Below are 25,198 nucleotides of genomic sequence, written 5' to 3'. Positions count from 1 at the left end.
TCCCCCGGCTTGTTATTGTTGGCCCAGCTCGGCGCCAGTCGGCGAGGCGACGCGCGCTCCGCCCTGTCCCACCAGGATCAGGTTGCCTTTGGTATCTGCGGTGGCGCTGGCCAGCGACAGGCGATCGGAACGGTTGACCACGCTGAAGGTGCGACCGGTATCGGTGCTCTTCAGGACGCTGCCACCATGGCCGACCACCAGCAGGGTGCCGTCATCGAGCAGGGTGCCGCCGGAAAGACCGAACTCCAGGGTGCCGCCACGGGCGTTCTTCAGTTCGATGGTTTCCCAGGTCTTGCCGAAGTCGGCGGAACGGAACAGGTGGCCGCGCAGGCCATAGGCGACGACCACGCCCGGCTCGTTGGTGCCGGTGGCACCGAACAGGGAACCCTCGTAGGGGCCTTCGAGGCGCTCCCAGGTCTGGCCCCAGTCGGGCGAGCGGAACATGCTGCCCATTTCGCCGACGATGAACAGACCGGAGTCCTTCACTGCGGTGATGGCGTTGATGTGGTACTGGTCTTCGTTGTCCAGGCGGTCGCTGACGTCTTCCCAGTTCTTGCCACCGTCTTCGGTGGCCAGCAGGGCGCCGTAGGAGCCGACGGCGAAGCCGGTGTTGGCGTCCTTGAACCAGACATCGAGAAGAGGAGCCTCACGCTCCAGGTCTTCGAACTGCTGGGTCCAGGTGGCACCACCGTCTTCACTGGCGAGGATCTGCGCGTCATGGCCGACGGCCCAGCCCTTCTTGTCGTCGACGAAATAGACGGCGGTCAGCATCTGCCGGGTCGGCACCTTGGCCTGGGTCCAGCTTTTGCCGTCGTCGTCTGAGTAAAGGATGTGGCCACGGTCACCGACGGCGACCAGGCGTTTGCCCGCATGGGCGATATCCAGCAGCAGGCTGCTCGCCGCCTTGGGCGATTCGATGGAGAACACGGGTGCTGATTCGGCGGCTTGCGCGAGAGGCGCGGCACCGAGAGTCAGGACGGAGAGCACACTGAACAGCGAGAGCGCTTTGGCCAGCGGCGAGTGGAAGCGGAACGCCGGTTGCGCCAGGGACTGCACGTCATGACCGGACTGGGTGCGCCGCAGGACGGGCTCACTCATACACCTTTCCCCCTTATTGTTATAGGTGGACCTTGCCTTTTGGCAGGCCGCCTATGCTATCCAGCTTTGGAAAGCCCTGACAATCGGCTGGACGTTATGTTTTGTTAAGGCAAACCCGCGTGATTGAGGCCTTATCAGAACCCCTGATAGCAAAAAGGCCGCTACCTGGGTAGCGGCCTTTCGATCACGCTGCGAATCCCTTATCGGGTACCGCGGCGACGCAGTGCCGAAGGCTTGAAGTAGCCGTCGTCCGGGATGGCCTGGGTGAAGTCGATGGTGGTCGGTTCTTCGTTGTCCAGGTTCTGCACGTGGTAGCGACGGGCCTGAAGGTCATGGAACACGTCCAGCGCGGACCAGGTGGTCGGCAGGTCGTAGTAGTTCTTCAGGTAGGCCATCGATACGCGCCACAGCTCGCCACGACCGTCGTACTGGTCGACCACGGCAGCTTGCCAGCTGTCCTCGTCGAGGAACAGGGTGCGCTTGGAGTAGATGTGGCGGGCGCCGGACTTCAGCGTGCCCTCGACGACCCACACGCGGTGCAGTTCGTTGCGGGTCACGGCCGGGTTCAGGTGGCCGGGCTGCAGCAGGTCCTTGTACTTAACTTCAGGGCTGGAGACCTTGTAGTTGTTGTACGGGATGTAGATTTCCTTCTTGCCCACCAGTTTCCAGTCGTAGCGATCCGGAGCACCGTTGAACATGTCGGTGTCGTCGGCGGTACGCAGGCCGTCGGCGGCAGCGATCGGGGTGTCGTAGGCCAGGTTAGGCGCACGGCGAACGCGGCGCTGGCCGGCGTTGTAGCCCCAGGCCTGACGCGGCTCCTTCACCTGGTCCAGGGTCTCGTGTACCAGTACCGCGCCACCGGCCAGGCGTGCCGGGCTCTTGGTGAAGGACAGGTAGTAGAACAGGATGTTGTTCAGGTCGGCGTACGAACCTTTCGGGTTGTAGTACTTGAACAGGGCTTCCTGCTGCGAGGTGACCAGGGAGTAGTCGCCGTTACGCTGCACGGCCACTTCGGAGGCGCGACGCACGATGTAGGAACCGCGGTAGCGAACGATGTGGTTCCACAGCGCCTCGACACCGTTCTGCGGGATCGGGAACGGGATGCCGCCGTAGGCTTCGGCGAAACCGTTGCCGCCATCCAGCAGCTTGGCGGTGGTGGCGTTCTTGACGGTGTTGTCATAGACCCACTGCGGCGCCGAACCGGAACGACGGGTCGGGTAGATCGGCATCTGGAAGGTGGTCGGGTAGGCGTTGAACAGGGCGATCTGACCGGGGGTCAGGTTGGCCTTGTACTGGTCCAGGTTGGCCTTGGTGATGGTGAACAGCGGCTTGTCTTCCGGGAACGGATCGACATGGTGCTGGCCTGCCTTGTAACCGGCCGGGGCCTGGGTGATGCCACCGGTCCAGGCCGGAATGGTGCCGGCGGCGTTGCCGGCCTTCTCGGCACCGAAGGGGGTCAGGCTAGTGCCCAGCTTGGCGGCTTCCTGAGCCGACACCGCGGCCAGTGCGCTACCGGCGGACAGTGCGAACGCGACTGCCGCGCCAACCAGCGAAAGCTTTTTCAGCATGTTGGTTCTCCGTGAGGGTTCAGCGGCGGGCACCCGCAGGTGCCCGCATTCTTTCTAGTTAGAAGGAGTACTTGACGTTGACGCCGATGTTGTCGCGATCGCGGCTGGAGTTGTTCTGGCCAGCGCCATAGAACTCGGTGTACTGGATCTCGCCTTCCAGGCTGTTCAGGTAGCTCGCCTTGAGGCCGACGGTGTAGGCCTTGCGACCTTCGATGAAATTGCCGGTCTGGTGGGAGTTGCCTTGGAAGTCATCCTTGTAGACGACGAACGGGGATACGTTCACGCCGGCATACACGTCGTTCCAGGTACCGGACAGAACGAGGGTATAGCCGTAGGCGTCCTTGTTGACCTGATCGCCACGATCACCGCCGGACACGTAGGAGCTGTTGCCGCGACCGGAGTAGTAGCGATTGACGCCGTTGTAACCGGTGTATTGCAGGTCGCTGCCACGCAGATGCTCGGACGCCAGTTCGGCCACGCCGATCAACGAGTCGAAGCTCAGGCTGGGTCCGAAGTTGTGAATGGCGCCCAAGGAGGTGTTGAAGACCTCGACGCGCTCGTAGTTGTGGATCGAGTCACCCAGGCGAACAGTGTTGCCCGCGATTTGTGCCGAGCCGTTCAGGCCACCGAGTGCGCTGGAAATCGGACCGGTATTGACCAGCTTGGCCGCTTGACCGATCAGGTCACCCAGCAGGTCGTTGGTGGTGGCGATGCCGATCGGCATGTTCGGGCGGTAGGCCAGCTCACCGAATACCGAGGTTTCCTGGATGGTGGTGTTGAAGCTCAGGCCGAACATGCGGATGTCTTCAGCATATTCACGACGGGCCTGGACGTTCGCCAGGGTGTCAAGCGTCGCCAGACCACCTGCCGCCTGGATGTTGGCCGGGGTCAGGCCGCCCGGCAGAAGACCGGCGACGGTATCCAGGTTGACGCCCTGGTAGTTGCCCAGGTCGGCGTAGATGCTCGGCTCTTTCGCGTGATAGTTCACGTAGTAGAAGCCGAACTCGGTCGAATTGAGTTCTTCGGCGATATAGCGGAATGCAACGCCGTACTGGCCGTCGTTCTTCGCATTCAGGTCAGTGCCGATATTGGCGACCTTGACGATCTGGTTACCTGGATAAACGAAGTTCTTCCCACCAGCGCACAGGCCACCCACCTGACCGGCACACAGGCCGCCAGCACCCGCGTTATAGAACTGCACGAGAGAGGCTCCGCCCAAGGCGGCCTGAGGAGCGGTCAGTGCACTACCAGCCAGACTGGTGTAGGCGGTGTTGCCGCCATCCGCGAAGAGGTCGGTTTCGGAGAAGAAGGTGCCGCTCGGGTCAATGGCGCTTTCCTTCCAGTTGAACTGGTAGAAGGTTTCCATGGACAGGTTGTCAGTCAAGCCGACGTTGAAGCTCAGAGCCTCGACCGGAACCAGAACCTCCTTCAGCTCAGAACCTGGCAAGCGGAACTTGGCAGCGTCCAGCGGGTTCGTGGTGTTGATGCCACCACGGTAGAAGATGCCCTCGCCCCAGTTGAACACCTGCTTGCCGATACGACCGGTGACTGGCATGTCGGCGATATCCCAGTTGCCATAGAGGTAGGCGTCGAGGATCTGCGCATCACGCCCCGCCTTGTGGCGGGTGTCGTGGGTGAAGCGGTCGTCCTTCGGATAACTCTGGCTGGGCTGACTCGGGCTGTTGTTGTCGTAGTAGTCGTTGCGCTTGTCCATGATCTGGGTGTCATAGAAAGCGGTGCCGCGGACGAACAGACCGTAGTTCTTGTAGGTCGCTTCCAGGTCGGAAGTGATCTTGTACACCTCGGAAACCAGGCCGGTGTCGAAGTTGCGGTTGCCGTCGTTGGTGTTGATGTCGTTGTTGGTCTTGTCCTGGCCCTGGACGCGCCACAGTTGACCGTAGGAGACGGTGGTGTCGATGGAACCGCTGATCTCATCGTCGGCGAAGCTGAATTCGACCGCCTGGGCCTGGACGGCGCACATCAGGGGCAGGAGACCGGCGAGGGCGAAACCGGCCTTGGCCGGCGCGAAGCGCAACAGGGGCTTGCGGGACTTGAGTTCCATCGAGACTTTACTCCGTGGACAGATCATTCATTTGTTATTACGGCCCCGTCTGGCAGGGACGCTGTTCAGCCGCTCGAGCGACCTTGTTAGTGGCGTGGGGCTGGCCCCAACGCGTCTGAACCGCGCCCTCCAGCGATTGCTCGCATTGAAAGGGCCTGGAACGGCGTCGAGACCTGCAACCATGGTGCCAAGTGCACATTTCCGGGGCGTTATATTTTTCTGAACGAAGGGCCAGATAATTTTCAAACGAGTGACTGATCATCCACTGATCAAAACCGACGAATCGGCCGATTTTGTCCTACAAGCTGGCTCGATTTGTCACTCAAAACCACACCTATAGCGCTTGCGCGTTCATACCTCGATCACCCCGTCAAGCAGGAAATGCCACGGAACAGGCCATTTACGCCTCAACGTTCGAGGGGATATTCCTTTGAGTAACAAAAAAGTGTTACCGGCAGATTGCCAGTAACACTTGTTGACGCCAGGGAAACGGCAGTGGAACCACGAGCGTGGTTCCGGGAGGGGTCAGGCCAGGCTCTTGCTCAGCACTTCATAGACGTCGCTGGACAGCTCACCGGAGGCGAGGATGCGCTCCAGCTCGGCGCGCATCAGCTTCTGCCGCGCCTCGTCGTACTTGCGCCAGCGGGTCAGCGGCGCCAGCTGGCGCGAGGCGATCTGAGGGTTCAGCGCGTTGAGGGTGATGACGTGGTCGGCGAGGAAGCGATAGCCGGCACCATCGGCCCGGTGGAAGTTCACCAGGTTCTGGTTGGCGAAGGCACCGATCAGCGCGCGCACCTTGTTGGGGTTCTTCAGGGTGAAGGCCTTGTGGCCCATCAGCGCCTGCACCCGCTCCAGGCCGCCTGGCAGGGTGCTGCCGGCCTGGACGCTGAACCACTGGTCCATCACCAGCGGGTTGTCCTTGAAGTGCTCGGCGAAGCCCGCCAAAGCCTTGGCCTTCTCCGCCTCGAAGCCGGAGTTGACCAGTACCGAGAGCGCGGTGAGGCGCTCGGTCATGTTGTCGCAGGCTTCGAACTGCTCCAGGCAGGCGTCGAGGATCTGGACCTTGCCGCTGAGCATCAGGTAGGACAGCGCGATATTCTGCAGGGTGCGCCGGGCGAAATGCTCGGCGGAGGCGACATAGGGCGTCTCCCGCGAGAGGGCGCGATTGGCCTGGTAGCGCGCCAGCAGTTGCGGGAACAGCGCGTCACTGATCGAACGACGGGTGAACTCGCGGGCGGCGTGGATGGCGTCGACATCCGCCACCTCGCTGATCTCGGTCAGGTACGCCTCGCTGGGCAGCGAGAGCATCTCGGCGACCATCGCCTGGTCCAGCGACTCATCCTCCAGCAGGGTGCGGAAGGCATGCAGCAGGCGGGTGTCCAGCGCCAGGGCCTCGCCACGCTGGTGCTGGCCGATCAGCTCCTGCAGCACCTGCACGGAGAGCTGCTGGCCCGCGTCCCAGCGGTTGAAACCGTCGCTGTCGTGCTGCATGAGGAACATCAGCTGATCGCGGCCATAGGGGAAGCTCAGCTTCACCGGGGCGGACAGCCCGCGCAGCAGCGACGGCAGCGGCTTCTCGGCGATATCGACGAAGGTGAAGGTCTGCTCGGCCTCGGTCACCGAGAGCACCCGGTTGCCGCCCTGGGCCTTGTCTTCGCTGGCGAGGCGCAGCGGCAGGTCGTTGCCCGCAGCGTCCAGCAGGCCCAGTTCCACGGGGATGACGAAAGGCAGCTTCTCGGCCTGGCCGGGGGTGGCCGGGCAGCTCTGGCGGAACGTCAGGCTGTAGGTCTTGGCGGCGGCGTCGAAGGCTTCCTCGACGGCGAGGCGCGGGGTGCCGGCCTGGCTGTACCAGCGCTTGAACTGGGTGAGGTCGACGCCGTTGGCGTCCTCCATGGCCTTGATGAAGTCATCGCAGGTCACGGCCTGGCCGTCGTGACGCTCGAAGTACAGATCGGAGCCCTTGCGGAAGCCTGCGGCGCCCAGCAGGGTGTGGATCATGCGCACCACTTCCGACCCCTTCTCGTAGACGGTCAGGGTGTAGAAGTTGGAGATCTCGATGAACGAATCCGGGCGCACCGGGTGGGCCATGGGGCCGGCGTCCTCGGCGAACTGGTGGGTGCGCAGGAAGGCCACGTCCTCGACGCGCTTGACCGTGCGCGAGTTCATGTCGGCGGAGAACTCCGCGTCGCGGAACACGGTGAAACCTTCCTTCAGCGACAGCTGGAACCAGTCGCGGCAGGTGACGCGGTTGCCCGACCAGTTGTGGAAGTACTCGTGGGCCACGACGGCCTCGACCCGCTGGTGGGCGGCGTCGGTGGCGGTTTCCGCCCTGGCCAGCACGCAGCTGGAGTTGAAGATGTTGAGCCCCTTGTTCTCCATGGCGCCCATGTTGAAGTCGTTGACCGCGACGATCATGAAGATATCCAGGTCGTACTCGCGGCCGTAGACCTCCTCGTCCCAGCGCATGGACTTCTTCAGGCTGTCCATGGCGTGCTGCACCTTGTCGACGTTCTCCGGCTCGACGTAGATGCGCAGGGTCACGTCACGCTGGCTCATGGTGGTGAAGACGTCTTCCACGCACCAGAGGTCGCCCGCCACCAGGGCGAACAGGTAGGCCGGTTTCTTGAACGGGTCTTCCCAGGTCGCCCAGTGGCGGCCGCCCTCCTCCGCTCCGCTGGCCACCGGGTTGCCGTTGGACAGCAGCACCGGGTAGCGATGCTGCTCCGCGCTCAGGGTGGTGGTGAACGTGCTCATCACGTCCGGGCGGTCGAGGTAGTAGGTGATCTTGCGGAAGCCCTCGGCCTCGCACTGGGTGCAGAACATGCTGCCGGACTTGTACAGGCCTTCCAGCGCGGTGTTGCTCTCGGGGTGGATGCGCACCGTGCTGTCGAGGGTGAAGGCGTCGGCGACGGGCTGCAGGGTCAGGTGGCTGTCGGTCAGCTGGTAGTCGGCGGCGCCGAGCTCACGGTCGTCCATGGACAGCGCCAGCAGCTCCAACTGCTGGCCGTCCAGCACCAGCGCGGGCAGGCTGCCGTTGGCGCGCTCCGGGTTGCGGCGCATCACCAGTTGGGCGTGGACCAGGGTGTGGTCCTCGTGCAGCTCGAAGGTCAGGGTGGTCTCGTCGATCAGGTAATCCGGCGCCTGATAGTCCTTGAGGTGGATGACTTTCGGTTGTTCGGTTCGCATGCTTGCCTCTCCGAGGCAGCCCGGACGCCATGCCCCGGCTGCGGTGTGTGTTCCTGCCAGGCGGGGCGGTGCAGCCTTACGGCTCGCTGCTCGCCACCACCTGGTAGGCCGTGAACTTGCGGATGTTGATGACCCCGGTGTCGAGGATCAGGTACTGGCCCTTGATACCGCGCAGGGTACCCTCCACCACCGGCGTCTTGTCCAGATCGAGGCTCACCACCTTGGTCGGGTAGGCCTCGACGGGGTAGCTGATCTCCAGCGGCTCGATGTCCTCGATCTTCTGCACCGCCTGCAGGCCGAAGCGCTGCTGCAGCGCCTGGATGCCGGCGTCGCAGGCCTCGAATATCGCCTCACGCACCGCGGGCAGGTCCAGCGCCTCGGCCTCGCCCTTGAGCAAGGCGCGCCAGTTGGTGCGATCGGCCACCTGGCTGCGCAGCAGGTCTTCCACCAGGCCGGACTGCTGGCGGGTGGCGACGCGCATGATCGGCAAGGCCTGGCGCGCGCCCTGGTCGATCCAGCGGGTCGGCACCTGGGTGGCGCGGGTGATCCCCACCTTGATGCCCGACGAGTTGGCCAGGTAGACCACATGGTCGGTCATGCAGAACGACTCGCCCCACGCCGGCTCGCGGCAGGTGCCGGCGTCGTAGTGGCAGCGCTCCGGGCTCATGATGCAGCTGTCGCACTGCGCCAGCTTGGTGAAGCAGGGGTAGCAATAGCCCTGGGCGAAGCTCTTCTTGGTCTTGCGCCCGCAATGGGAGCAATGGATGGCGCCGAGGAACTCCAGGCGGATGCGCCGGCCCAGCAGCGGGTTGACCGCCACCTGTTCATCGCCCAGGCGGAAGGCGTACTGCACGACCGGGGACCCCAGTTGCGCCGACATCTTGCTCAGCGCACCGCGCCCCAGTTCCTGCATGGTGGACTCGCTCATCAGTGGATCGAGTCGGATTTGAACAGGATGTTCTCGATCTTCTCGGACTTGGAGCCGCACTCCTGCGGGCCCATGTAGCCGGTGCGCTCTTCCTCCGGCAGGTTCTTCAGCTCCCAGGCGATGACCGCCTGCAGGCTGAGTTCCTTCTGCTCCTGGGTCAGCTTGCGGCCGTCGGACCACTTGCCGATCTCCACGGCGAGCTTGAGGCTCTGGTAGACATCCTCGGTGATGTTGCTGATCAGCTTGGCGAAATCGGACACGGCGGTTTCCTGAAGGGCGGCGAAAACGAGCGCACATTCTAGCGACACTGCCGGTGTTGCGCATCGACGCCGGTCAGGGCACCAACACACACCAGGACTCGGAAATCAGAAGTCGCGTGACAGCTTCACCTGCTCCAACTCCTTCTCCAGCGAGCGGCGGAAGATCTGCGGCCCGGCGAAGCTGTACACCACGAAGCCCAGCCAGGCCCATTCGATGGCCTGGGCCAGCGTCTCGTGGCCATGCTGGTTGCTGGCGATCACCACCACCCGGTAAAGCACGAACATGCCCAGCAGCACGATGATCGAACGGGTCGGCCCCAGCTCGGACATCCACGAGTTGTAGCGCCACCAGAGCCCCATGAAGGGGTTGCTGCGCGCCTTGACGGCGGACATCAGGTAGAGCGCGGCAACGTCGTTGGCATTCTCGCGCAGGGCCCATATCGCGTGGTCGCGCGCGCCCTGCAGGTCACCCCGGCGCAGCAGCAGGTGGCCCATGGTGACGATGGCACCAGGGTGGTCGGCGCGCAGTTGCAGCGCCTCGCGGGCGTAGCGCTCCGCCGGTTCCACCTCGCCACGCAGGCGATGGTAGTGGGCCAGGGCAGCAAAGCAGTCGGGGTTGTCCGGCGCCAGTTCCAGGGCCCGCTGCAGGCTCGGCAACTGCTGGGCGCGACGGCCCATCAGGTCGGCGAGTTCGGCGCGGGCCAGGTGGTAGCCGGCTTCCTGGGGGTTCATCTCCAGCACCTGGTCCAGGTGCTTCTCGGCCAGCTTGAAGCGCCGCCGCGCCATGGCCACGCGGGCCGCGACGTAATGGGCGAATTCCAGTTGCGGGTCGGCCGCCAGGGCCAACCCGGCTTCGCGCTCGGCGGCGTAGGCACGGCGCATCAGAAGCAGGCACAGGGCGAGCAGCGCATGGGCCTCGGCGTGCTCCGGGTCATCGCTGAGTAGTTGTCGCAGGCTGTTGATCGCCCCCTCGGCATGGCCGCTTTGCAGGCGCTGATAAGCCAGGTGCAGCAGGTTGGTTTCGTTCATCAGCTGAGCACCAGGAACCAGAGGGTGAAGGGCAACAGGTTGAGCACCAGCCCACGCAGGAAGAAGGCTCCGAGCAAGACCACCGGCAGGCCGAAGCGATTGAGCACGCCGCCGTAGTACTGGTAGAGCTCGATGGTGGAGGCCTGCATGACGAACAGCGCGTAGCCGATGGCCAGCTTCCACACCACCAGCACCAGCATCGCGTACTGCAGGCTGCCCTTGTCGAGGATGCCGCCCTGCCACAGGTAGAGCAGGCCGAAGGCCAGGCCCAGGCTGCCCAGCAGGCCGATGGCTGCCAGTGCCGCCTCACGGACACGTGTCGGGCTGCCCACGGCCATGCCGTTGAGCACGAACCAGGGCAGGCCCAGCCAGGCGCCGCCCAGCATCAGACCCAGCAAGGGCCACAGCGGCTCCACCGCCAGGCGCGCCAGGGCGCCGGGGCGGGGCTCATCGTCCAGCCGATAGAGGTTGCGGTTGTCCATCAGCGCCCCTTGCCGTGCTTGTCGAGGAAGGCCAGTACCTCGTCGTACTGGCCGCCCTCGTTGGAATAGCGCGCGTAGTTGCGCGCGGTGGTCAGCCATTCCAGGGTGGTGGCGCGCACCTCCTTGAGGGCCGCCTTGAGGTGGCGGTCGGTCACCGGCTGCTCGCGGCCTTCGGCAATGGACTCCTCGATGGCCTCATCCACCGCCGTCTCCACCAGCTCGCGCAGGTCGGCGCCGGAGAAGCCCGAGGTGCTGCGGGCGAGGAACTCGTAGTCGATCTCCCCTTCGCTGGGCCGATCAGCCATCAACATGCGCAGCAGGCTGGCACGCGCGGGGCGGTCCGGCGGCGGCACGAAGAGCACCCGATCGAAGCGGCCGGGACGGCGGAAGGCGGCATCCACCGACCAGGGCACGTTGGTGGCGGCAAGAATCAGCACGCCGTGGTTGGACTGGGCGAAGCCGTCCATCTCGGTGAGGAACTGGCTCACCAGCTTGGACGAAGTGGCTTCGCGGGTGTTGGTGCGGCGCCCGCCCAGGGCCTCCACCTCATCGAAGAACAGCACCGCCGGCGCCTTGGCCCGGGCTTCCTCGAACAGGGCGTGGAGCTTGCGCTCGGACTCGCCGATGTACATATCCAGCACGTCGGAAATGGCGACGTTGAGGAAGGTGGCCTTGCACTCCCCCGCCGTGGCGCGGGCCAGCATGGTCTTGCCGCAGCCCGGCGGGCCGTAGAGCAGGATGCCGCCGCCGACACGCTTGCGGAAGCGCTGGAACAGCCCCGGCTTCTGGTACGGCAGGATGATCTTCTTGTGGATGGTCTTCTTCAGCTCGTCGAGGCCGCCGACATCGTCGAAGGTCAGGGTCTCGGCGTTCGGCGTCAGCAGGCGGGTGGTCTCGGCCTTGTCGGTGTCGTCGTTGGAGATGACCCGCAGGCGCGGGCGCCCCTCGCCGCCACGGAAGTCCACCACCGAGGCACTGAGGCGGCGCTGCAGGGCGACGTCCTCCAGCGCCGGGCTGGCCTCGACGGCGGCGCGGTACTCGCGCAGGCCTTCCTCGCGACGCTCCAGGTCGGCCAGGGCACGGGCGCGCAGCAGGCGCTCGGCCGGCTCGTCACCGCCCAGCAGGGCCAATGCCCGCTCGGCCTCACCGGCCCCCAGGCACAGGCGCGCAGCTTGCTGGCGCAGCGACGTGGCATCGAGCCGTGCGGCGAGCCCCTCGGGCAGGAAGGCCAGGCCCCGGGCGCATTCGTTGCGCTCGATCCAGGCCGGCAGCAGCAGCGCCAGCAGTGCGTCGTTGTCGGGCGAGGCAGACAACGCCGCCTCCAGTTGAACCAGTGTCGCGTCATCCATAGTGCGCGAGGACTCCATTGAACGATTCAGGGCGGGCGCCGCTCAATGCGGCGCTTCCGGGCGCTCCACCTCGACCCAGACGAACTTGTCCGGGTCCAGCCGGGTTTCGGCATCCAGCCGGTAGGCCACCAGCTTGCCGTACATCACCGCGCTGTAGTCGAGGCAGGCGAGATTGGGGCGGATCGGTGCCGGGCGGCCCCGGCGCCAGTAATGGCCGACGAACAGCAGCGGCTCGTCGGCGCCGTAATTGAGCAGCGCGGACTTCTGCGCCGCCGAGAGCGGTTGGCGGGCCACCTGCTCGGGCAGCGCATCGGGCTGGAAGACCACGTCGCCGTAGGTCTGCGGGTCTTCCTCCCAGAACTTGGTGCGGAACACCGAGCGGGTGAAGCCGTCGCTGCCGGTCAGGGTCATGCCGCTGGGCAAGGGCATGTCGGTGCCGCGCAGCAGCCGATTGAACACGCGGAAGGCGAAGCTGCCGCGCTCGGCGGCGGCCTTGATGAAAGCTTCGTCGACCCGACCATCGGGGTGCAGGGCGCGCAGCGGCTCGATCAGCTCGTTGTCCCAGCAGGCGTGAACCATGCGGAAGTGATCGCCATCGATGAACAGCGGCAGCTCCTGGAACCAGCCGAGGAAGTCACGCCAGTCGCCCGGGTGGCCTTCGAACTGTTCCAGGGTCTCCTTGAGCAAGCGTGCGTGGCGCGGCGTGTGCTCATGGACGAACTGGCGCCCGCTGCCAGGCGTCGCCGGGGTACTCCAGCCGATGGCATTGAACTCGTGGTTGCCCATGATGCAGCGCGCCTGCCCGGCCTCGACCATGGCGTGGACCAGGTGCAGCGCCTCGCGGATGCGCGGGCCGCGGTCGATGATGTCGCCGAGGAACAGCGCCATGCGCCGAGGGTGCTGCCAGACATCGCCGTGTTTGCGGTAACCGAGGCGATCGAGCAAACGCTCCAGGGTGCGCGCGCAGCCGTGCACATCGCCGATCAGGTCGTAGCCGCGCACGGCATCGAGGTTCATCAGTCGCCACCACCCAGGCGGCTGCCCCACCCCAGCTTGGTGCGGCAGACCTCGTAGTAGTTGTGGTCCAGCGGGTGGATGAGACGCAGCTTCTGCGGCTTCTTGGCCACCGTGATGGTGTCGCCGGGGGCGCAGGTGAAGTGGTTCTGGCCGTCGCAGGAAATCAGCGGGTAGATCTGCATGTCCGGCGAGACCACGATCTTCAGTTCGCTGTTGCTGTCGACCACGATCGGGCGGCTGGACAGGGTGTGCGGGTACATGGGCACCACGCCGATGGCATCCAGCTTCGGGTGCATGATCGGCCCGCCGGCGGACAGCGCGTAGGCGGTGGAGCCGGTGGGCGTGGCGACGATCAGGCCGTCGGCCTTCTGGCTGCAGACAAACTGGCCATCGATGTGCAGTTCGAACTCGATCATCTTGGTCGACTTGCCGGGGTGCAGCACCACGTCGTTGAGCGCGTCGCCCTGGCCGATGGCCTCGCCGTGGCGGCGCACTTCGGCCTCCAGCAGGAAGCGGCTCTCCACCAGGTACTGGCCGTCGAGCACCTCGGCGACCTTGATCTCCAGTTCGTCCGGCTTGATGTCGGTGAGGAAGCCCAGGCTGCCGCGGTTGATGCCCAGTACCGGCACGTTGTGGCGGGCCAGGGCGCGGGCGGCGCCGAGCATGCTGCCGTCGCCGCCGACCACGATGACCATGTCGCAGACCTCGCCGAGGATCTTTCGCGAGGAGGTCTGCAGGCCGTGGCCCGGGAGGACTTCGGCGATGGTGTCTTCGAGGATCACATGCAGGTGGCGGTCCAGCAGGAATCGTTTCAGGCGGCGGATGGTATCGAGCACATGGGGGCTGCCCAGGCGACCGATGATGCCGATATTGCGGAATTGCTCCATGGGGCTCCAGCAGGGCTCTGCAACGGGGTGGAATGCTCGGATTATGGGCGAAAGCCCGTGACAGCGGCAAACCAGCCTCGACTATGCTCGCAGCATGCATCCCTTCGCCGCCCTCGCCGCCCTGCCCCGCCATTTGCGCCAGAACGTCGTGCGTGACCTCGCCTGGGTGCTGCTGTCACCGCCGCTGCTGGCCCAGGCGCCCTGGTGCCAGCGCCACCCGCTCAGCGCCAGTGCCTGGGCCGCCGAGCCGGCGCGCCTGGTGGCCTGGCTGGAACAGCAGGACGCCGCGCCCGCCGAGCTGGAGCACTGGCTGAGCCTGGGCTCCAGCCGGCGCCTCGGCCTCTACTACGAACGCCTCTGGCAATTCGCCCTGGCCCGGGCACCAGGCATCCGCCTGCTGGGTGCCAACCTGCCGGTGCGGGTGGCCGGCCAGACCCTCGGCGAGCTGGACCTGCTGCTGCAGGACGAGGAAGGCGTGCATCACCTGGAGCTGGCCATCAAGCTCTATCTGGGGCCACGTCATGGCCAGGGCGAGGACGCCGCGCAGTGGCTCGGCCCGGGCAGCCTGGACCGCCTCGACCTCAAGCTGGAGCACCTCGCCCAGCACCAGTTGCCACTCTCCTCCAACCCGGAATGCCGCCCGCTGCTGGAGGAACTCGGCGCCTGGCCGGCCAGCGCCGAACTGTGGCTGGGCGGCTACCTCTTCTACCCCTGGCCCGGTGACTGCACCGCACCCCTGGGCGCCCACGGCGAGCACCTGCATGGACGCTGGCTGCGACGCAGCGACATCGCCGACTTTCTCGCGCAAAGCCCCGAGGCCGTCTGGCAACCCCTGGAGCGCCACTCCTGGCTGGCGCCCGCGCTGTGCGAACCTGCGGACCTCTGGCCTCGCGAGCGGTTGGAGCACTGGCTGCCGGAACTCCCTGCAGAGGCCCCAGCACGCATGCTGGTACGCCTGGAGGATGCGGGGGAGCGATGGGAAGAGCGGGAGCGGGTGTTCCTGGTCAGTGATCGTTGGCCGCAGACGGTGGGAGGCTGAAAGCTGGAAGCTTGCCAGCATGTAGGGCGGGTGCAACCCGGCAGCTATTCGCGAGCAGAGCTCGCTCCTACGGCAAGCGAGCCCGGCCTGCACCCGTGGGAGCGAATTCATTCGCGAAGAGGTGAGCCCAAGCCGGGTTTACCGGCTGCGCTCGGTCCGCCCGCCGGAACGGGCCAGGTAGCCGGCGCCGTCTTCACAGAGCAAGGCGTCGCGCTGCACGGCGGGCAGTGCATCCAGGCCGTCGCGCAGGGCGTAGGCCTTGAAGCCCAGTTGGGAGAGGAGAAACACCGCGCTGGCGCTGCGCTTGCCGCTGTCGCAGTAGCACAGGTAGGCCTTCTCGCGGTCGAGCAGGCGCGCCTTCAGGCGCAGCAGGTGCAGGGGCATGTTCAGCGCCTGGGGGGCATGGGCGCGTTCGTATTCGTCCTGCAGGCGCACGTCCAGCCATTGGCCGCCAGCGGCCAGCAGACGCGACGCCTCGCCGAGGGAGACTTCGTCCACCACCGGCGCCTTGAGCAGGGCGAAGAAGTCCTGGCGATCCAGGCGCAGCACCACGCCGTCTTCGAGCAGGGTGACGGTGGCGTTGCGCGGCCGGTCGGAGAGCAACGCCTCCTCGCCGAAGCAGGCACCCACTTCCAGCTCGGCGAGCACCTGATGCTCGCTGCCGGCACCACGGATCACCTCGGCGCGACCCGATTGCAGGAAGTAGCAGCAATCCCCCGCTTCGCCCTCGCGCAGCACTTCGCTGCCGGCGGGCATCTCGACGCGCTGCAGGCGCGCCACCATCTCCTGCACGTTGGCCGGCGGCACCTTGGCGAACAGCGGGTTCTCCAGCAGGCGCTCCAGCCATTCCTGGTCGCCGTCCGGGTCCAGTTGCAGGAGCAGGTCCTGGTAAGCCGAGCGCCAGGTGATCAGGCGCGCCAGGGTGGCGCTGTCGATGGCCAGCACGCTGACTTCGGTCAGTGCCAGGGCCTCCTGCAGGCGCGGCAGGCTGGGGGACAACGGATGGCAGCTGGCCTCGCTGCCGGCGACCAGGCGCTGCTCGCTGCCATCGGCATCGCGCAGTTGCAGTTCACCGGCCAGCAGGTAATAGGTCAGCCGCGCCTGGTCGCCCCGGCGGAACAGGGCCTGGCCGGCGAGCAGCGGCTGCGGTACCAACTGGCTGCGCAGTTCGCGCCACTGCTGCTCGGACAAGGCATTGAGCGGCGTCAGGCTGCGCAGTTGGTCCGGATTGAGCGGTTCGGTCATCCCATCATCCTGAGGAATCAGCTGAGGTGGCAGTGTAGCCAGCCAGTTGCAACAGGCGCGGCAACATGGCTCGACGGCCTTGCAGGCCACCGGTATGCAACATGATCACGCGACTGCCGGCGGCAAGGTAACCGGCCTCCACGTACTGGCGCAACGCTATTAACGCCTTCACGGTGTAGAGCGGGTCCAGCTCGATGCCGGTGCAGGCCTCGAAGTCGAACAGTGCCGTCGCCAATTCGGCATCCACCCGGGCGAAGCCGCCACGGCTGGCGTCCAGCAACCGATAGCCGGTATCGGCGGCGCCGGCCTCCGCCAGCAACGCCCGCACCTGCTCGGCGACGCCATGGTCAGGCGGCACCGCCAGGGCGCCTAACACCGGATGGCGTCCGCCCTCCCCCAGCACCAGGCCGGCCAGGGTAGTGCCGGTACCGGCCGCCAGCCAGAGCGCGTCGTAGTCATTCCAGCCGAGGCCCGGCAATTGTTCGTCGATCATCGCCACCAGCGGTGCGCAGCCCAGGGCGCCCGGCAGGCCGCCGCCCCCTTCGGGCACCTGGACGAAGCCCGGATAACACGCCGTCCAGGGCTCCCAGAACCCCGGCAGGTGGCGGGCGCGGTAGCCGCCGTAGCCCAGCCAGTGCAATTCCATGCCCAGCTCGCGCAGGTCGACCACCGTCGGCGTCTCCACGGGTTCGCCACGCAGCAGGCCGACACAGGGGAAACCGAAACGCCGCCCCGCCGCCGCCAGGGCATGCAGGTGGTTGGAATGGGCGCCGCCCAGGCTGATCACACCCTCGGCGCCCTGTTCGGCGGCCCGCGCCAGGTGCGGCGCCAGCTTGAACCACTTGTTGCCGCTCACCAGCGGGTCGATGCGCTCCAGGCGCAACAGGGCGAGGCTCACCGACGCGCGGTCGAGCCAATCGAGGCGGATGGGGTCGAGGCTGGCGCTGGGCGTCCAGTCGGGCAAGCGAAGGGGCAAGGCGGAGTCCGGCAACGGAGCGGTGACGAGCGGCAGGATACGGCAGGCGCCGCCCCGCCGCGAGATCAGCTGACGGTGCGCAGGCGGCTGCTGGCCTTGTGGCGGGCGCAGCAGTTGGAATCACCGGCGACGAAGCGGCTGGGTGAATCCACCCGGTCGATGGGCATGGAGCAACGCTCGCCGCTGGGCAGGGCCGCTTCGCAGGTGGGTTGCTGGTAGTGGGTCAGCCACTGGCGGTATTGGGCCTCGGAGACGAAGCACTTGGACGCCGCGTAGGCCAGCGGGTTGTCCTGGTAGCGGGCGACATCCTGCAGCGGGATGGTCAGGTGCCCGGCGCCCGGGTGATAGACCACGAAGACCACGCCGAGACGGGCCAGGCGCTCGAGGATCTGGTCGCCCCCCTGGTTCACCAGTTGCTCGCGCTCCTGCTTGAGACGGTCGATCTCCTGCTGCAGCTGGGCGTCCAGCTCGTTGCGGTAGGCGAGCTCGACATCGCGGATGGCGATCTGCTCCTTGTAGTCCATCACCGCAGCGGCGATCTTGGCCTGCATCTCGCTGTCGAACTGCGAACGCAGGATGTCCACCTCGGTGCGGCCGTGACGCTCCAGCGCACGCAGCTGCTGGCTCATTTCCTCGCGGGACTTCTGGAAGCCGTCGGTCTGGGTGAGCAGCTGGCGCTTGAGGTCGGCGTTGAGTTCTTCCTGCTGACGCAGGTTCTGCTGCAGGCCCTGGATCTGCTCCTGCAGGCTGCGCGCCTGTTCTTCGGCGGAGAGGCGATATTTGGCCAGGGCCTCTTCGTTCTGCTGGCCGAGGCTGGCGATGCGCAGACGCTGCTGCTTGATCAGCTGCGCGGTCTTCAGGCGATGTTCCTGCTCCAGCTTCTGCGCCAACTGCTCGGCCACTTCGGCGGACGCATCCGGCGGCGCATACCACTTGTCTTCGGGTGCCATCTGCAGGCGCTGGGGCTCGACCGCCTGGGGCTGGTCGTCCTCCACCATCAGGCCGAGGCCATTGCGCTTGACCGTATCGCGGACCAGGGCCAGGTCATTGCTGCCCGGGGCCAGGTTCGGGTCCCACATGTGCATCTGGTGCCAGGACACCGGGCACTGGCTGCGGCAGGCGAGGCGGATCGGCCCGGCGCCCAGGTCGGGGCCACGGCCGGCGCGTTCGGCCAGGTGACGCAGGGGCATGTTCCAGCCGGTGTCGGCCTGGCCCTTCTCGTCGAAGTCCAGGTAGAAGAACACCAGGGAACGGACCAGCAAACGGGGGTTGATCAGCACATACGCCAGGCGCATCTGCTCATCGGCGTACTCGGGCATGTTCACCACACCGTCGAGCATCGCCTCGAATTCGGGGAAGAGCATTTCCTTGCAGACGCCACGCTCATTGAAGAACAGCACGGCTTCAACCATCTGCGGCTTGTTCTGCATGCTCATCGGTTTCCCTCTAGGCCAACGCGGTGAGTCCCTGGGCGGGACGGGTGACATTCCTGTCGGTGGTGCTACGCCTGGGAGACAGGCGTACATCCTGATTCACGGAGTCTAGGGGAAAAAGCGCAACGGGCAATGTGACTGGGTTGGCACTCGACCCGCCCCCATCGGGGAGCGGACCGGGTGCACAGTGAAAATGTGATGGGGTTGGAGACTTTCAGCTTTTCATCGCGGCGAGATAGGGCGCCAGACGCCTTCCCATCTCCTCGCCGAGGGCGGCGAGACCGCTCATCGGCCGGATCATCACCTCGAAATCGACGATCTTGCCCTGCTCGTCGAAGCGGATCATGTCGATGCCCTTCAGTTCGCGCCCACCGACCCGGGCACTGAACTCCAGCACCACGCTGAGGCCATCGGCGCTGGCCAGTTCGCGGTGGTAGGCGAAGTCCTCGAACACCTTGATCACGGTGTTGAGGATCAGGTTCACCGCCTGCGCGCCCGGGTAGGACGTGTGCGCCATGGGCGAGCGGAACACCGCCTGCGGGTGCAGCAGCTCGGGCAGCTGGCTCAGGTCCTGGCTGGCGATGAACTGGTGCCAGCGTTGCAGGCTGGCGGCCACGGCGGGACTCAATCGGGCGTCGAGGGACATCGGCTATTCCTTGTTTTTATCAGCCTATAAAGGGCACCTCAAAAAACTACCTGCGTTGTCATCGCTGCGTTAAAAACACGCTCAAAATGCTCATTTACCGTGCGTAAACTGCGCTTTTTCGCCTGTTTTTGCCTTGCGCTGACGGCCTCGCCTACGTTTTTCAGAGATGCCCTTAAAGAGAACGCCCCGCACGAGGCGGGGCGTCTTTCGATCACAGCTCGGCGGCGAGGCGCGAGCCCTGGTTGATGGCGCGCTTGGCGTCCAGTTCCGCCGCCACATCGGCACCCCCGATCAGGTGCACGCTCTGGCCGGCGGCGACCAGGCCGTCGTGCAGCTCGCGCAGCGGGTCCTGGCCGGCGCAGATGACCACGGTGTCCACCGGCAGCACCTGCGGCTCGCCTTCGGCGATGCGGATGTGCAGGCCGGCGTCGTCGATCTTCAGGTACTCCACCGCGTTGAGCATCTGCACGTTCTTGTTCTTCAGGCCGGTGCGGTGGATCCAGCCGGTGGTCTTGCCCAGGCCGTCGCCGACCTTGGATTTCTTGCGCTGCAGGAGGAACACCTGGCGTGCCGCCGGGTGCGGCTGGGCCTTGATCCCGGCAACGCCGCCACGGGCTTCCAGGTCGCCGTCGATGCCCCACTCCTTCCAGAACGCGTCGCGGTTCTGGCTGGTGGCCTCGCCTTCATGGGTGATGAACTCGGAGACGTCGAAGCCGATGCCGCCGGCGCCGATCACCGCGACCTTCTGGCCCACCGGCTTGCGCTGCAGGATGGCGTCCAGGTAGCTGATCACCTTGGGGTTGTCGACACCGGGGATTTCCGGGGTGCGCGGGGCGATGCCGGTGGCGAGGAGCACCTCGTCGTAGCCGCCCTTGACCAGGTCATCGACGCTGACGCGGGTGTTCAGGCGCAGGTCGACACCGGTGGTTTCCAGCTTGCGCTTGAAGTAGCGCAGGGTCTCGTAGAACTCTTCCTTGCCCGGCACGCGCTTGGCGACGTTGAACTGGCCACCGATCTCGGCGGCGGCGTCGAACAGGGTCACCTGGTGGCCACGCTCGGCGGCCACGGTGGCGGCGGACAGGCCCGCCGGGCCGGCACCGACCACGGCGATCTTCTTCACCTGGGTGGTGGGGATGTAGTTCAGCTCGGTCTCGTGGCAGGCACGCGGGTTGACCAGGCAGCTGGTCAGCTTGCCGCCGAAGGTGTGGTCCAGGCAGGCCTGGTTGCAGCCGATGCAGGTGTTGATCTCGTCGGCACGGCCTTCGGCGGCCTTGTTGACGAAGTCCGGGTCGGCGAGGAAGGGGCGGGCCATGGAAACCATGTCGGCGTCGCCTTCGGCGAGCACCTGCTCGGCCACTTCCGGGGTGTTGATGCGGTTGGTGGTGATCAGCGGGATCGACACCTCGCCCTTGAGCTTGGCAGTGACCTTGGTGAAGGCCGCACGCGGCACCTTGGTGGCGATGGTGGGGATGCGCGCTTCGTGCCAGCCGATACCGGTGTTGATAAGGGTGGCACCCGCGGCTTCGATGGCCTTGGCCAGGATGACGATCTCTTCCCAGGTGCTGCCGCCTTCCACCAGGTCGAGCATCGACAGGCGGTAGATGATGATGAAGTTCGGGCCCACGGCCTCACGCACGCGGCGGACGATCTCCACCGGCAGGCGCATGCGGTTCTCGTAGCTGCCACCCCAGCGGTCGTTGCGCTGGTTGGTATGGGCGGCGAGGAACTGGTTGATGAAGTAGCCCTCGGAACCCATGATCTCGACGCCGTCGTATTCGGCCTTCTGCGCCAGTACCGAGCAGGTGACGAAGTCCTGGATCTGCTTCTCGATGCCTTCCTCGTCCAGCTCGCGGGGCTTGAACGGGTTGATCGGTGCCTGGATGGCGGACGGCGCGACGGATTTGGGGCTATAGGCATAGCGGCCGGCGTGGAGGATCTGCATGCAGATCTTGCCACCCGCCTCGTGCACCGCCTGGGTGACGACGCGGTGCTTCTCGGCCTCTTCCTCGGTGGTCAGCTTGGCCGCACCGGAGTAGACGCCACCTTCCTCGTTCGGGCCGATGCCGCCGGTGACCATCAGGCCGACGCCGCCACGGGCACGTTCGGCGAAGTAGGCGGCCATGCGCTCGAAGCCGTTGGGCTTCTCTTCCAGGCCGGTGTGCATGGAGCCCATCAGGGTGCGGTTGCGCAGGGTGGTGAAGCCCAGGTCGAGGGGCGCGAGCAGGTTCGGGTAGGCGGAAGCGGTCATGGATGTCTCCACAGCGGGCGTTGCATTCACGGAATGCCGCAGCGTCTTGGGCCACGGTCGGTTTATGGGGCAGACGATAGTCAGCCAGCCGGGCGCGCTCAATGATCGAAAGTGACAACTTATTGATCCAAACGCACAGGGCGACTTGGCAAGCGCCATGCGCTCCCCTACCCTGACCGGCACATTCCTCGATGCCGAATCCCATGCGCAAACTGCTGATTGTCCTGGCCTCCGCCCTGTTCGCCGGCGTGCTGGTCAGCTATGCGATCTGGACCGACGAGCGCCCGGTCGGCCACTACCTCTCCGACCTGCGCAGCGAGGTCGCCCTCAACCTCGGCGAGCCCGGCGACCGCGGTAACCTGCTGGGCATCCAGCCCGAACTCTTCGCCGCCGACTACCAGAGTGTGGACCGCCTGCGCCTGAAGCTCGCCGCCTACCTGGAGAAGGCCCGCAGCGAAGGGCTGCTCAACGAACGGACCATCGTCGTGCTGCCCGAGCACATCGGCACCTGGCTGGTGGCCGCCGGCGAGAAGAACCAGGTCTACAGCGCCCACAGCCTCGACGACGCCATGCTCTGGCTGGCGGCCGCCAACCCGATGAAACTGGCCCGCGCGCTGGTCGCGGCCGAGGGTGAACAACGCCTGGTCGATGCACTGTTCCGCATGAAGGCGACGCGCATGGCGGGCGACTACCAGGCCTTGTTCGGTGGACTCGCCCGGGACTTCGGCATCACCCTGGTGGCGGGCTCCATCCTCCTGCCCGAACCACGCATCGAAGGCGGCAACCTGCTGGCCGAAAGCGGCCCGCTGTACAACGTCAGCCTGGTGTTCGACCACAAGGGCCTGCCCATCGGCCAGCCCCAGCGCAAGCTCTACCCGATCCTCGACGAACAGGGCTTCACCGCCGCCGCAGGCGCCGAGCAACTCAAGGTGCTCGACACCCCGGCCGGGCGCCTGGGCGTGCTGATCTGCGCCGACAGCTGGTACCCGGCGGGCTACGCAGCACTGCGCGAACAAGGTGTGGAGCTGCTGGCGGTGCCGGCCTTCCTCAGCGGCAACGGCAGCTGGAACAAACCCTGGAACGGCTATAACGGCGCACCGGCGCCTAGCGACGTGAAACTGCGCGCCGGCGAACTCAGCGAAGGCGAAGCCTGGCAGCGCCTGGCCATGGCCGGACGCTTGCCGGACAGCGGTGCCCGTGCCGGGCTGACGGTGTTCCTGCGCGGCCAGCTGTGGGACCTGGGCAGCGACGGCCCCGGCCTGGGTACCGATGCCAACGGCACCCGCGTGGCCGATGCCGGGCGTGGCGCCCGGCTGTTGAACATCTGGCTATGAAGCCGACACGGGTTCGCCTCGGCGACCTCTCGGTGGGCTTCGTGCAGAACCTCGCCGACGCGGTGCGCGAAGCCGGCCAGGACCCGAGCCCCCTGCTCGCCCAATACGGCCTGGATGCCGCGCGCCTGGCCGAGCCACGCGGGCGCCTGTCGATCCCCCGCTACATGCGCCTGGGCCATGCCGCCATGCAATTGATCGGCAACCCGGCGCTGGGCCTGCTCATGGGGCGCATCAGCCGCCTCAGCCAGGTCGGCCTCACCGGCGTTACCGCCATGCAGGCGCCCAACGTGCGCGAGGCGGCGCGCACGCTGATCCGCTTCGAACCGCTCTACGCCCACAACTACCGGGGCCAGTCGAGCTTCCACGAGGACGCCGGCGGGGCCTGGCTGCGCTTCTATTCCATCAGCCCGTACAACGCCTACAACCGCTTCGTGGTGGATTCCGTGCTGGCCAGCTGGGCCTGCCAGTTCGGCGCCCTGGTGGGCCAGCCGCTGGCGGTGGAGAAGGTGGAGATCGAGTTTCCCGCCCCCGACTACGCCGAGCGCTACACGGAGCTGTTCGGCTGCACGGTGGAGTTCGGCGCCAGCGCCAACCAGCTGCGCCTGTCGCAACCGACCCTGGCCCTGCGTGGGCGCGAGCATTGCCCCAGCACCTGGCGGCAGTTGCTGGAGCTCTGTGAACAGGATCTGGAGCAGCGCACCCGCACCCGCAGCCTGCGCGAGCGCATCACCCAGTTGCTGGGGCCGCTGCTGCACGGGCGCGAGCCCGATCTCGAAGAAGTGGCCGCACGCCTGCAACTGCCGACCTGGACCCTGCGGCGCAAGCTGGCCGAGGAAGGCACGCAGTTCCGCAGCATCCTCAATGACACCCGCCGCGACCTGGCCATGGCCTATATCCGCGACACCGAGCTGGCCTTTGGGGAAATCGCCTACCTGCTGGGCTTCGCCTCGGCCGAGGCCTTCCAGCGTGCCTTCAAGCGCTGGAGCGGCAGCACCCCCGGGGAATTCCGCCGCGCCCAGCGCCAGGCGGGCTGATCACATCTCGGTGGCGTCGTCCGCCGGCTCCACCGCGTCCTGCTCGCTGGCGTGGAAGTCGAGAATCTCTTCCTGATAGTCATCCATCGTCGCTCTCCTTTTTCTGTCGTCCCCTGAATGAAACAAGGAACGTGCCAATAGGGTAACGAGCGCGGGTGACCGAAAAATTAATCCAGGGCAATGCCCGGTGCGATGAGCAGGTGCGAGGCGCACTTTTTTCCAGGCAAAGAAAAAACCCCCAGGTATTTCTACCTGAGGGCTTTCCTTTATATGGCGCAGCGGACGGGACTCGAACCCGCGACCCCCGGCGTGACAGGCCGGTATTCTAACCGACTGAACTACCGCTGCGTGTCGGTTGGACTTTCGTCCGGTGGAACCTTTGCTTCGTCTGGCAGCGAGCGTTTCGAGCTACTCGTTACCTCATGCCTGGCCTGAACCTGACATGGAAAATATGGCGCAGCGGACGGGACTCGAACCCGCGACCCCCGGCGTGACAGGCCGGTATTCTAACCGACTGAACTACCGCTGCGCGTCGGCCGGACTTTCGTCCGAATTCACAAGGGATGGTGGGTGATGACGGGATCGAACCGCCGACCCTCTGCTTGTAAGGCAGATGCTCTCCCGGCTGAGCTAATCACCCATCGCCTTGCGAGGCGCGCAATTTACGCAGAGGGCTTACCTAAGTCAACACCCTGCTTGAAGTTTTTTCTAAAAAGCTGATTTTCGTGCCCTTCGCCAATGCTCCGCTGGCAGCGTTCCGCACTGGCGACGCATGGCCCTGGGAAGACGGCTGAAGGGGCGCCGCCCACCAAGCTGGTGCACAGCCGGGGGCAGCGAGCCTCAACAGGGTGCAGGCTCAGCCACCCACGCGCAGGGTCAACCGTGCAGCGACCTGGCCATCCTCACCACGGTCCAGCCCGGCCTCTTCGATGCGCACACCCTGCGCTTCGAGGCCGGCGAACCAGCGCAGCAGCTTGGCGAACGCGGTGGGCTCCAGGCTGACCTGCACCTGCCCGGGGGCATCGCTGTCCATGCGCTCCACCGACAGGCCCTGCTCGGCAGCGCTGGCGGTCACCAGCCCTTGCAGGCGCTCCGGCTCGACGGTGGCCTGTGGCGCTTCCTCGGCCGCACGGGCACGGGGCGCCTGCTGCTGCATGTACTGATGCAGCGCACGTTGTTGCTCGTAATGGTTGCGGGCACTGATCACCCCCTGCTGAGCCGGGCGCCAGAGGGCGAGGTAGAGCAGCACCAGCAGCAGGAAGCCCCCCAGCATTGCCAGCGCCAGGCGATCCCGGGGCGGCATCGCCTTCCAGCGGGTGGCCAGGGCCGACCCTTGCCATTGCGTCTGCAGACGATCCTTGAAAGCCATGGTCATGT

General features: G+C 66.0%; 21 protein-coding genes and 3 tRNA genes. 3 read left to right on the top strand and 21 right to left on the bottom strand.

The window, feature by feature from the left end; genetic code table 11:
• Positions 1-12: 12 nt before the first annotated feature.
• The 11 genes from PSm6_RS19045 to PSm6_RS18995 all read right to left on the bottom strand — a co-directional run bounded on the left by PSm6_RS19045 (position 13) and on the right by PSm6_RS18995 (position 13,866).
• Positions 13-1,098: a WD40/YVTN/BNR-like repeat-containing protein gene (locus PSm6_RS19045; protein WP_021217385.1), complete on the bottom strand. Its 1,086-nt coding sequence runs from the start codon at positions 1,096-1,098 to the stop codon at positions 13-15.
• Between the two features lie 200 nt (positions 1,099-1,298).
• Entirely contained in the window at positions 1,299-2,666 is a 1,368-nt protein-coding gene (locus PSm6_RS19040) for a DUF1329 domain-containing protein (protein WP_265167965.1), read from the bottom strand.
• 58 nt (positions 2,667-2,724) lie between these two features.
• On the bottom strand, positions 2,725-4,728 hold the full coding sequence (locus PSm6_RS19035; protein WP_043243341.1) for a DUF1302 domain-containing protein: 2,004 nt from the start codon (positions 4,726-4,728) through the stop codon (positions 2,725-2,727).
• A 525-nt stretch (positions 4,729-5,253) separates the two neighbouring features.
• The gene (gene pepN, locus PSm6_RS19030) at positions 5,254-7,914 is read right to left on the bottom strand and encodes an aminopeptidase N (RefSeq protein WP_265167964.1); all 2,661 of its coding nucleotides are present in this window, start codon (positions 7,912-7,914) and stop codon (positions 5,254-5,256) included.
• A 76-nt stretch (positions 7,915-7,990) separates the two neighbouring features.
• On the bottom strand, positions 7,991-8,827 hold the full coding sequence (locus PSm6_RS19025) for a DUF2797 domain-containing protein (protein ID WP_031287000.1): 837 nt from the start codon (positions 8,825-8,827) through the stop codon (positions 7,991-7,993).
• 14 nt (positions 8,828-8,841) lie between these two features.
• Positions 8,842-9,102 (bottom strand): YeaC family protein, encoded by a 261-nt coding sequence (locus tag PSm6_RS19020; protein WP_021217390.1) that lies wholly within the window; start codon positions 9,100-9,102, stop codon positions 8,842-8,844.
• A 105-nt stretch (positions 9,103-9,207) separates the two neighbouring features.
• Positions 9,208-10,131 (bottom strand): tetratricopeptide repeat protein, encoded by a 924-nt coding sequence (locus PSm6_RS19015; RefSeq protein WP_265167963.1) that lies wholly within the window; start codon positions 10,129-10,131, stop codon positions 9,208-9,210.
• Positions 10,131-10,613 carry a hypothetical protein gene (locus PSm6_RS19010; RefSeq protein ID WP_263403352.1) on the bottom strand — a complete coding sequence of 161 codons (483 nt, stop codon included), beginning with the start codon at positions 10,611-10,613 and terminating at the stop codon, positions 10,131-10,133. Before PSm6_RS19010 ends, PSm6_RS19015 begins: the two co-directional genes overlap by 1 nt.
• Positions 10,613-11,962: an ATP-binding protein gene (locus PSm6_RS19005; protein ID WP_265167962.1), complete on the bottom strand. Its 1,350-nt coding sequence runs from the start codon at positions 11,960-11,962 to the stop codon at positions 10,613-10,615. The genes PSm6_RS19010 and PSm6_RS19005 overlap by 1 nt, the downstream gene beginning before the upstream one ends.
• 42 nt (positions 11,963-12,004) lie before the next feature.
• Positions 12,005-12,979, bottom strand: coding sequence for a metallophosphoesterase (locus PSm6_RS19000; protein WP_021217394.1), 975 nt, complete (start codon positions 12,977-12,979; stop codon positions 12,005-12,007).
• Complete coding sequence (locus PSm6_RS18995) at positions 12,979-13,866, bottom strand: NAD(+) kinase (protein WP_021217395.1); 888 nt, start codon at positions 13,864-13,866, stop codon at positions 12,979-12,981. Before PSm6_RS18995 ends, PSm6_RS19000 begins: the two co-directional genes overlap by 1 nt.
• A gap of 94 nt (positions 13,867-13,960) precedes the next feature.
• Here PSm6_RS18995 and PSm6_RS18990 point away from each other — a divergent pair, with 94 nt between their 5' ends.
• The gene (locus PSm6_RS18990; protein WP_265167961.1) at positions 13,961-14,905 is read left to right on the top strand and encodes a DUF1853 family protein; all 945 of its coding nucleotides are present in this window, start codon (positions 13,961-13,963) and stop codon (positions 14,903-14,905) included.
• A gap of 138 nt (positions 14,906-15,043) precedes the next feature.
• Here the strand turns inward: PSm6_RS18990 and PSm6_RS18985 are convergent, their stop codons facing one another.
• From PSm6_RS18985 to PSm6_RS18965, 5 genes are all read right to left on the bottom strand, one after another.
• Positions 15,044-16,150 (bottom strand): cyclic nucleotide-binding domain-containing protein, encoded by a 1,107-nt coding sequence (locus tag PSm6_RS18985; protein WP_021217397.1) that lies wholly within the window; start codon positions 16,148-16,150, stop codon positions 15,044-15,046.
• Positions 16,151-16,154: 4 nt separating this feature from the next.
• On the bottom strand, positions 16,155-17,126 hold the full coding sequence (locus PSm6_RS18980) for a 1-aminocyclopropane-1-carboxylate deaminase/D-cysteine desulfhydrase (protein ID WP_265167959.1): 972 nt from the start codon (positions 17,124-17,126) through the stop codon (positions 16,155-16,157).
• A 65-nt stretch (positions 17,127-17,191) separates the two neighbouring features.
• Positions 17,192-18,562, bottom strand: coding sequence for a coiled-coil domain-containing protein (locus tag PSm6_RS18975; protein WP_263403359.1), 1,371 nt, complete (start codon positions 18,560-18,562; stop codon positions 17,192-17,194).
• A 211-nt stretch (positions 18,563-18,773) separates the two neighbouring features.
• Positions 18,774-19,205 (bottom strand): nuclear transport factor 2 family protein, encoded by a 432-nt coding sequence (locus PSm6_RS18970; RefSeq protein WP_265167958.1) that lies wholly within the window; start codon positions 19,203-19,205, stop codon positions 18,774-18,776.
• 211 nt (positions 19,206-19,416) lie between these two features.
• Positions 19,417-21,453, bottom strand: coding sequence for an NADPH-dependent 2,4-dienoyl-CoA reductase (locus PSm6_RS18965; RefSeq protein ID WP_265167957.1), 2,037 nt, complete (start codon positions 21,451-21,453; stop codon positions 19,417-19,419).
• Between the two features lie 203 nt (positions 21,454-21,656).
• On the opposite strand from PSm6_RS18965, the gene PSm6_RS18960 reads away from it, so the two are divergent.
• Together PSm6_RS18960 and PSm6_RS18955 are read left to right on the top strand one after the other, a co-directional pair.
• Positions 21,657-22,787 carry a carbon-nitrogen hydrolase family protein gene (locus tag PSm6_RS18960; RefSeq protein WP_021217402.1) on the top strand — a complete coding sequence of 377 codons (1,131 nt, stop codon included), beginning with the start codon at positions 21,657-21,659 and terminating at the stop codon, positions 22,785-22,787.
• Positions 22,784-23,821: an AraC family transcriptional regulator gene (locus PSm6_RS18955; protein ID WP_021217403.1), complete on the top strand. Its 1,038-nt coding sequence runs from the start codon at positions 22,784-22,786 to the stop codon at positions 23,819-23,821. The genes PSm6_RS18960 and PSm6_RS18955 overlap by 4 nt, the downstream gene beginning before the upstream one ends.
• Here the strand turns inward: PSm6_RS18955 and PSm6_RS18950 are convergent, their stop codons facing one another.
• From PSm6_RS18950 to PSm6_RS18930, 5 genes are all read right to left on the bottom strand, one after another.
• Entirely contained in the window at positions 23,822-23,947 is a 126-nt protein-coding gene (locus tag PSm6_RS18950) for a hypothetical protein (RefSeq protein ID WP_265167956.1), read from the bottom strand.
• 145 nt (positions 23,948-24,092) lie between these two features.
• Positions 24,093-24,169, bottom strand: a tRNA-Asp gene (locus PSm6_RS18945).
• A gap of 104 nt (positions 24,170-24,273) precedes the next feature.
• Positions 24,274-24,350: transfer RNA gene (locus tag PSm6_RS18940), tRNA-Asp, on the bottom strand.
• A gap of 35 nt (positions 24,351-24,385) precedes the next feature.
• Positions 24,386-24,461: transfer RNA gene (locus PSm6_RS18935), tRNA-Val, on the bottom strand.
• Between the two features lie 216 nt (positions 24,462-24,677).
• Entirely contained in the window at positions 24,678-25,190 is a 513-nt protein-coding gene (locus tag PSm6_RS18930; protein WP_371876954.1) for a type II secretion system protein M, read from the bottom strand.
• Positions 25,191-25,198 lie beyond the last annotated feature (8 nt).

It is taken from the genome of Pseudomonas solani (assembly GCF_026072635.1).
Taxonomy (GTDB): Bacteria; Pseudomonadota; Gammaproteobacteria; order Pseudomonadales; family Pseudomonadaceae; genus Metapseudomonas; species Metapseudomonas solani.
This window is presented reverse-complemented; position numbering and strand designations above follow the sequence as displayed.

What these genes read in the sequence shown, in the direction of transcription:
- PSm6_RS19045 (WP_021217385.1), bottom strand. Translation starts at nt 1,098, where the DNA reads ATGAGTGAGCCCGTCCTGCGGCGCACCCAGTCCGGTCATGACGTGCAG.
- PSm6_RS19040 (WP_265167965.1), bottom strand. Translation starts at nt 2,666, where the DNA reads ATGCTGAAAAAGCTTTCGCTGGTTGGCGCGGCAGTCGCGTTCGCACTG.
- PSm6_RS19035 (WP_043243341.1), bottom strand. Translation starts at nt 4,728, where the DNA reads ATGGAACTCAAGTCCCGCAAGCCCCTGTTGCGCTTCGCGCCGGCCAAG.
- pepN (WP_265167964.1), bottom strand. Translation starts at nt 7,914, where the DNA reads ATGCGAACCGAACAACCGAAAGTCATCCACCTCAAGGACTATCAGGCG.
- PSm6_RS19025 (WP_031287000.1), bottom strand. Translation starts at nt 8,827, where the DNA reads ATGCAGGAACTGGGGCGCGGTGCGCTGAGCAAGATGTCGGCGCAACTG.
- PSm6_RS19015 (WP_265167963.1), bottom strand. Translation starts at nt 10,131, where the DNA reads ATGAACGAAACCAACCTGCTGCACCTGGCTTATCAGCGCCTGCAAAGC.
- PSm6_RS19010 (WP_263403352.1), bottom strand. Translation starts at nt 10,613, where the DNA reads ATGGACAACCGCAACCTCTATCGGCTGGACGATGAGCCCCGCCCCGGC.
- PSm6_RS19005 (WP_265167962.1), bottom strand. Translation starts at nt 11,962, where the DNA reads ATGGATGACGCGACACTGGTTCAACTGGAGGCGGCGTTGTCTGCCTCG.
- PSm6_RS19000 (WP_021217394.1), bottom strand. Translation starts at nt 12,979, where the DNA reads ATGAACCTCGATGCCGTGCGCGGCTACGACCTGATCGGCGATGTGCAC.
- PSm6_RS18995 (WP_021217395.1), bottom strand. Translation starts at nt 13,866, where the DNA reads ATGGAGCAATTCCGCAATATCGGCATCATCGGTCGCCTGGGCAGCCCC.
- PSm6_RS18990 (WP_265167961.1), top strand. Translation starts at nt 13,961, where the DNA reads ATGCATCCCTTCGCCGCCCTCGCCGCCCTGCCCCGCCATTTGCGCCAG.
- PSm6_RS18985 (WP_021217397.1), bottom strand. Translation starts at nt 16,150, where the DNA reads ATGACCGAACCGCTCAATCCGGACCAACTGCGCAGCCTGACGCCGCTC.
- PSm6_RS18975 (WP_263403359.1), bottom strand. Translation starts at nt 18,562, where the DNA reads ATGAGCATGCAGAACAAGCCGCAGATGGTTGAAGCCGTGCTGTTCTTC.
- PSm6_RS18970 (WP_265167958.1), bottom strand. Translation starts at nt 19,205, where the DNA reads ATGTCCCTCGACGCCCGATTGAGTCCCGCCGTGGCCGCCAGCCTGCAA.
- PSm6_RS18965 (WP_265167957.1), bottom strand. Translation starts at nt 21,453, where the DNA reads ATGACCGCTTCCGCCTACCCGAACCTGCTCGCGCCCCTCGACCTGGGC.
- PSm6_RS18960 (WP_021217402.1), top strand. Translation starts at nt 21,657, where the DNA reads ATGCGCAAACTGCTGATTGTCCTGGCCTCCGCCCTGTTCGCCGGCGTG.
- PSm6_RS18955 (WP_021217403.1), top strand. Translation starts at nt 22,784, where the DNA reads ATGAAGCCGACACGGGTTCGCCTCGGCGACCTCTCGGTGGGCTTCGTG.
- PSm6_RS18930 (WP_371876954.1), bottom strand. Translation starts at nt 25,190, where the DNA reads ATGGCTTTCAAGGATCGTCTGCAGACGCAATGGCAAGGGTCGGCCCTG.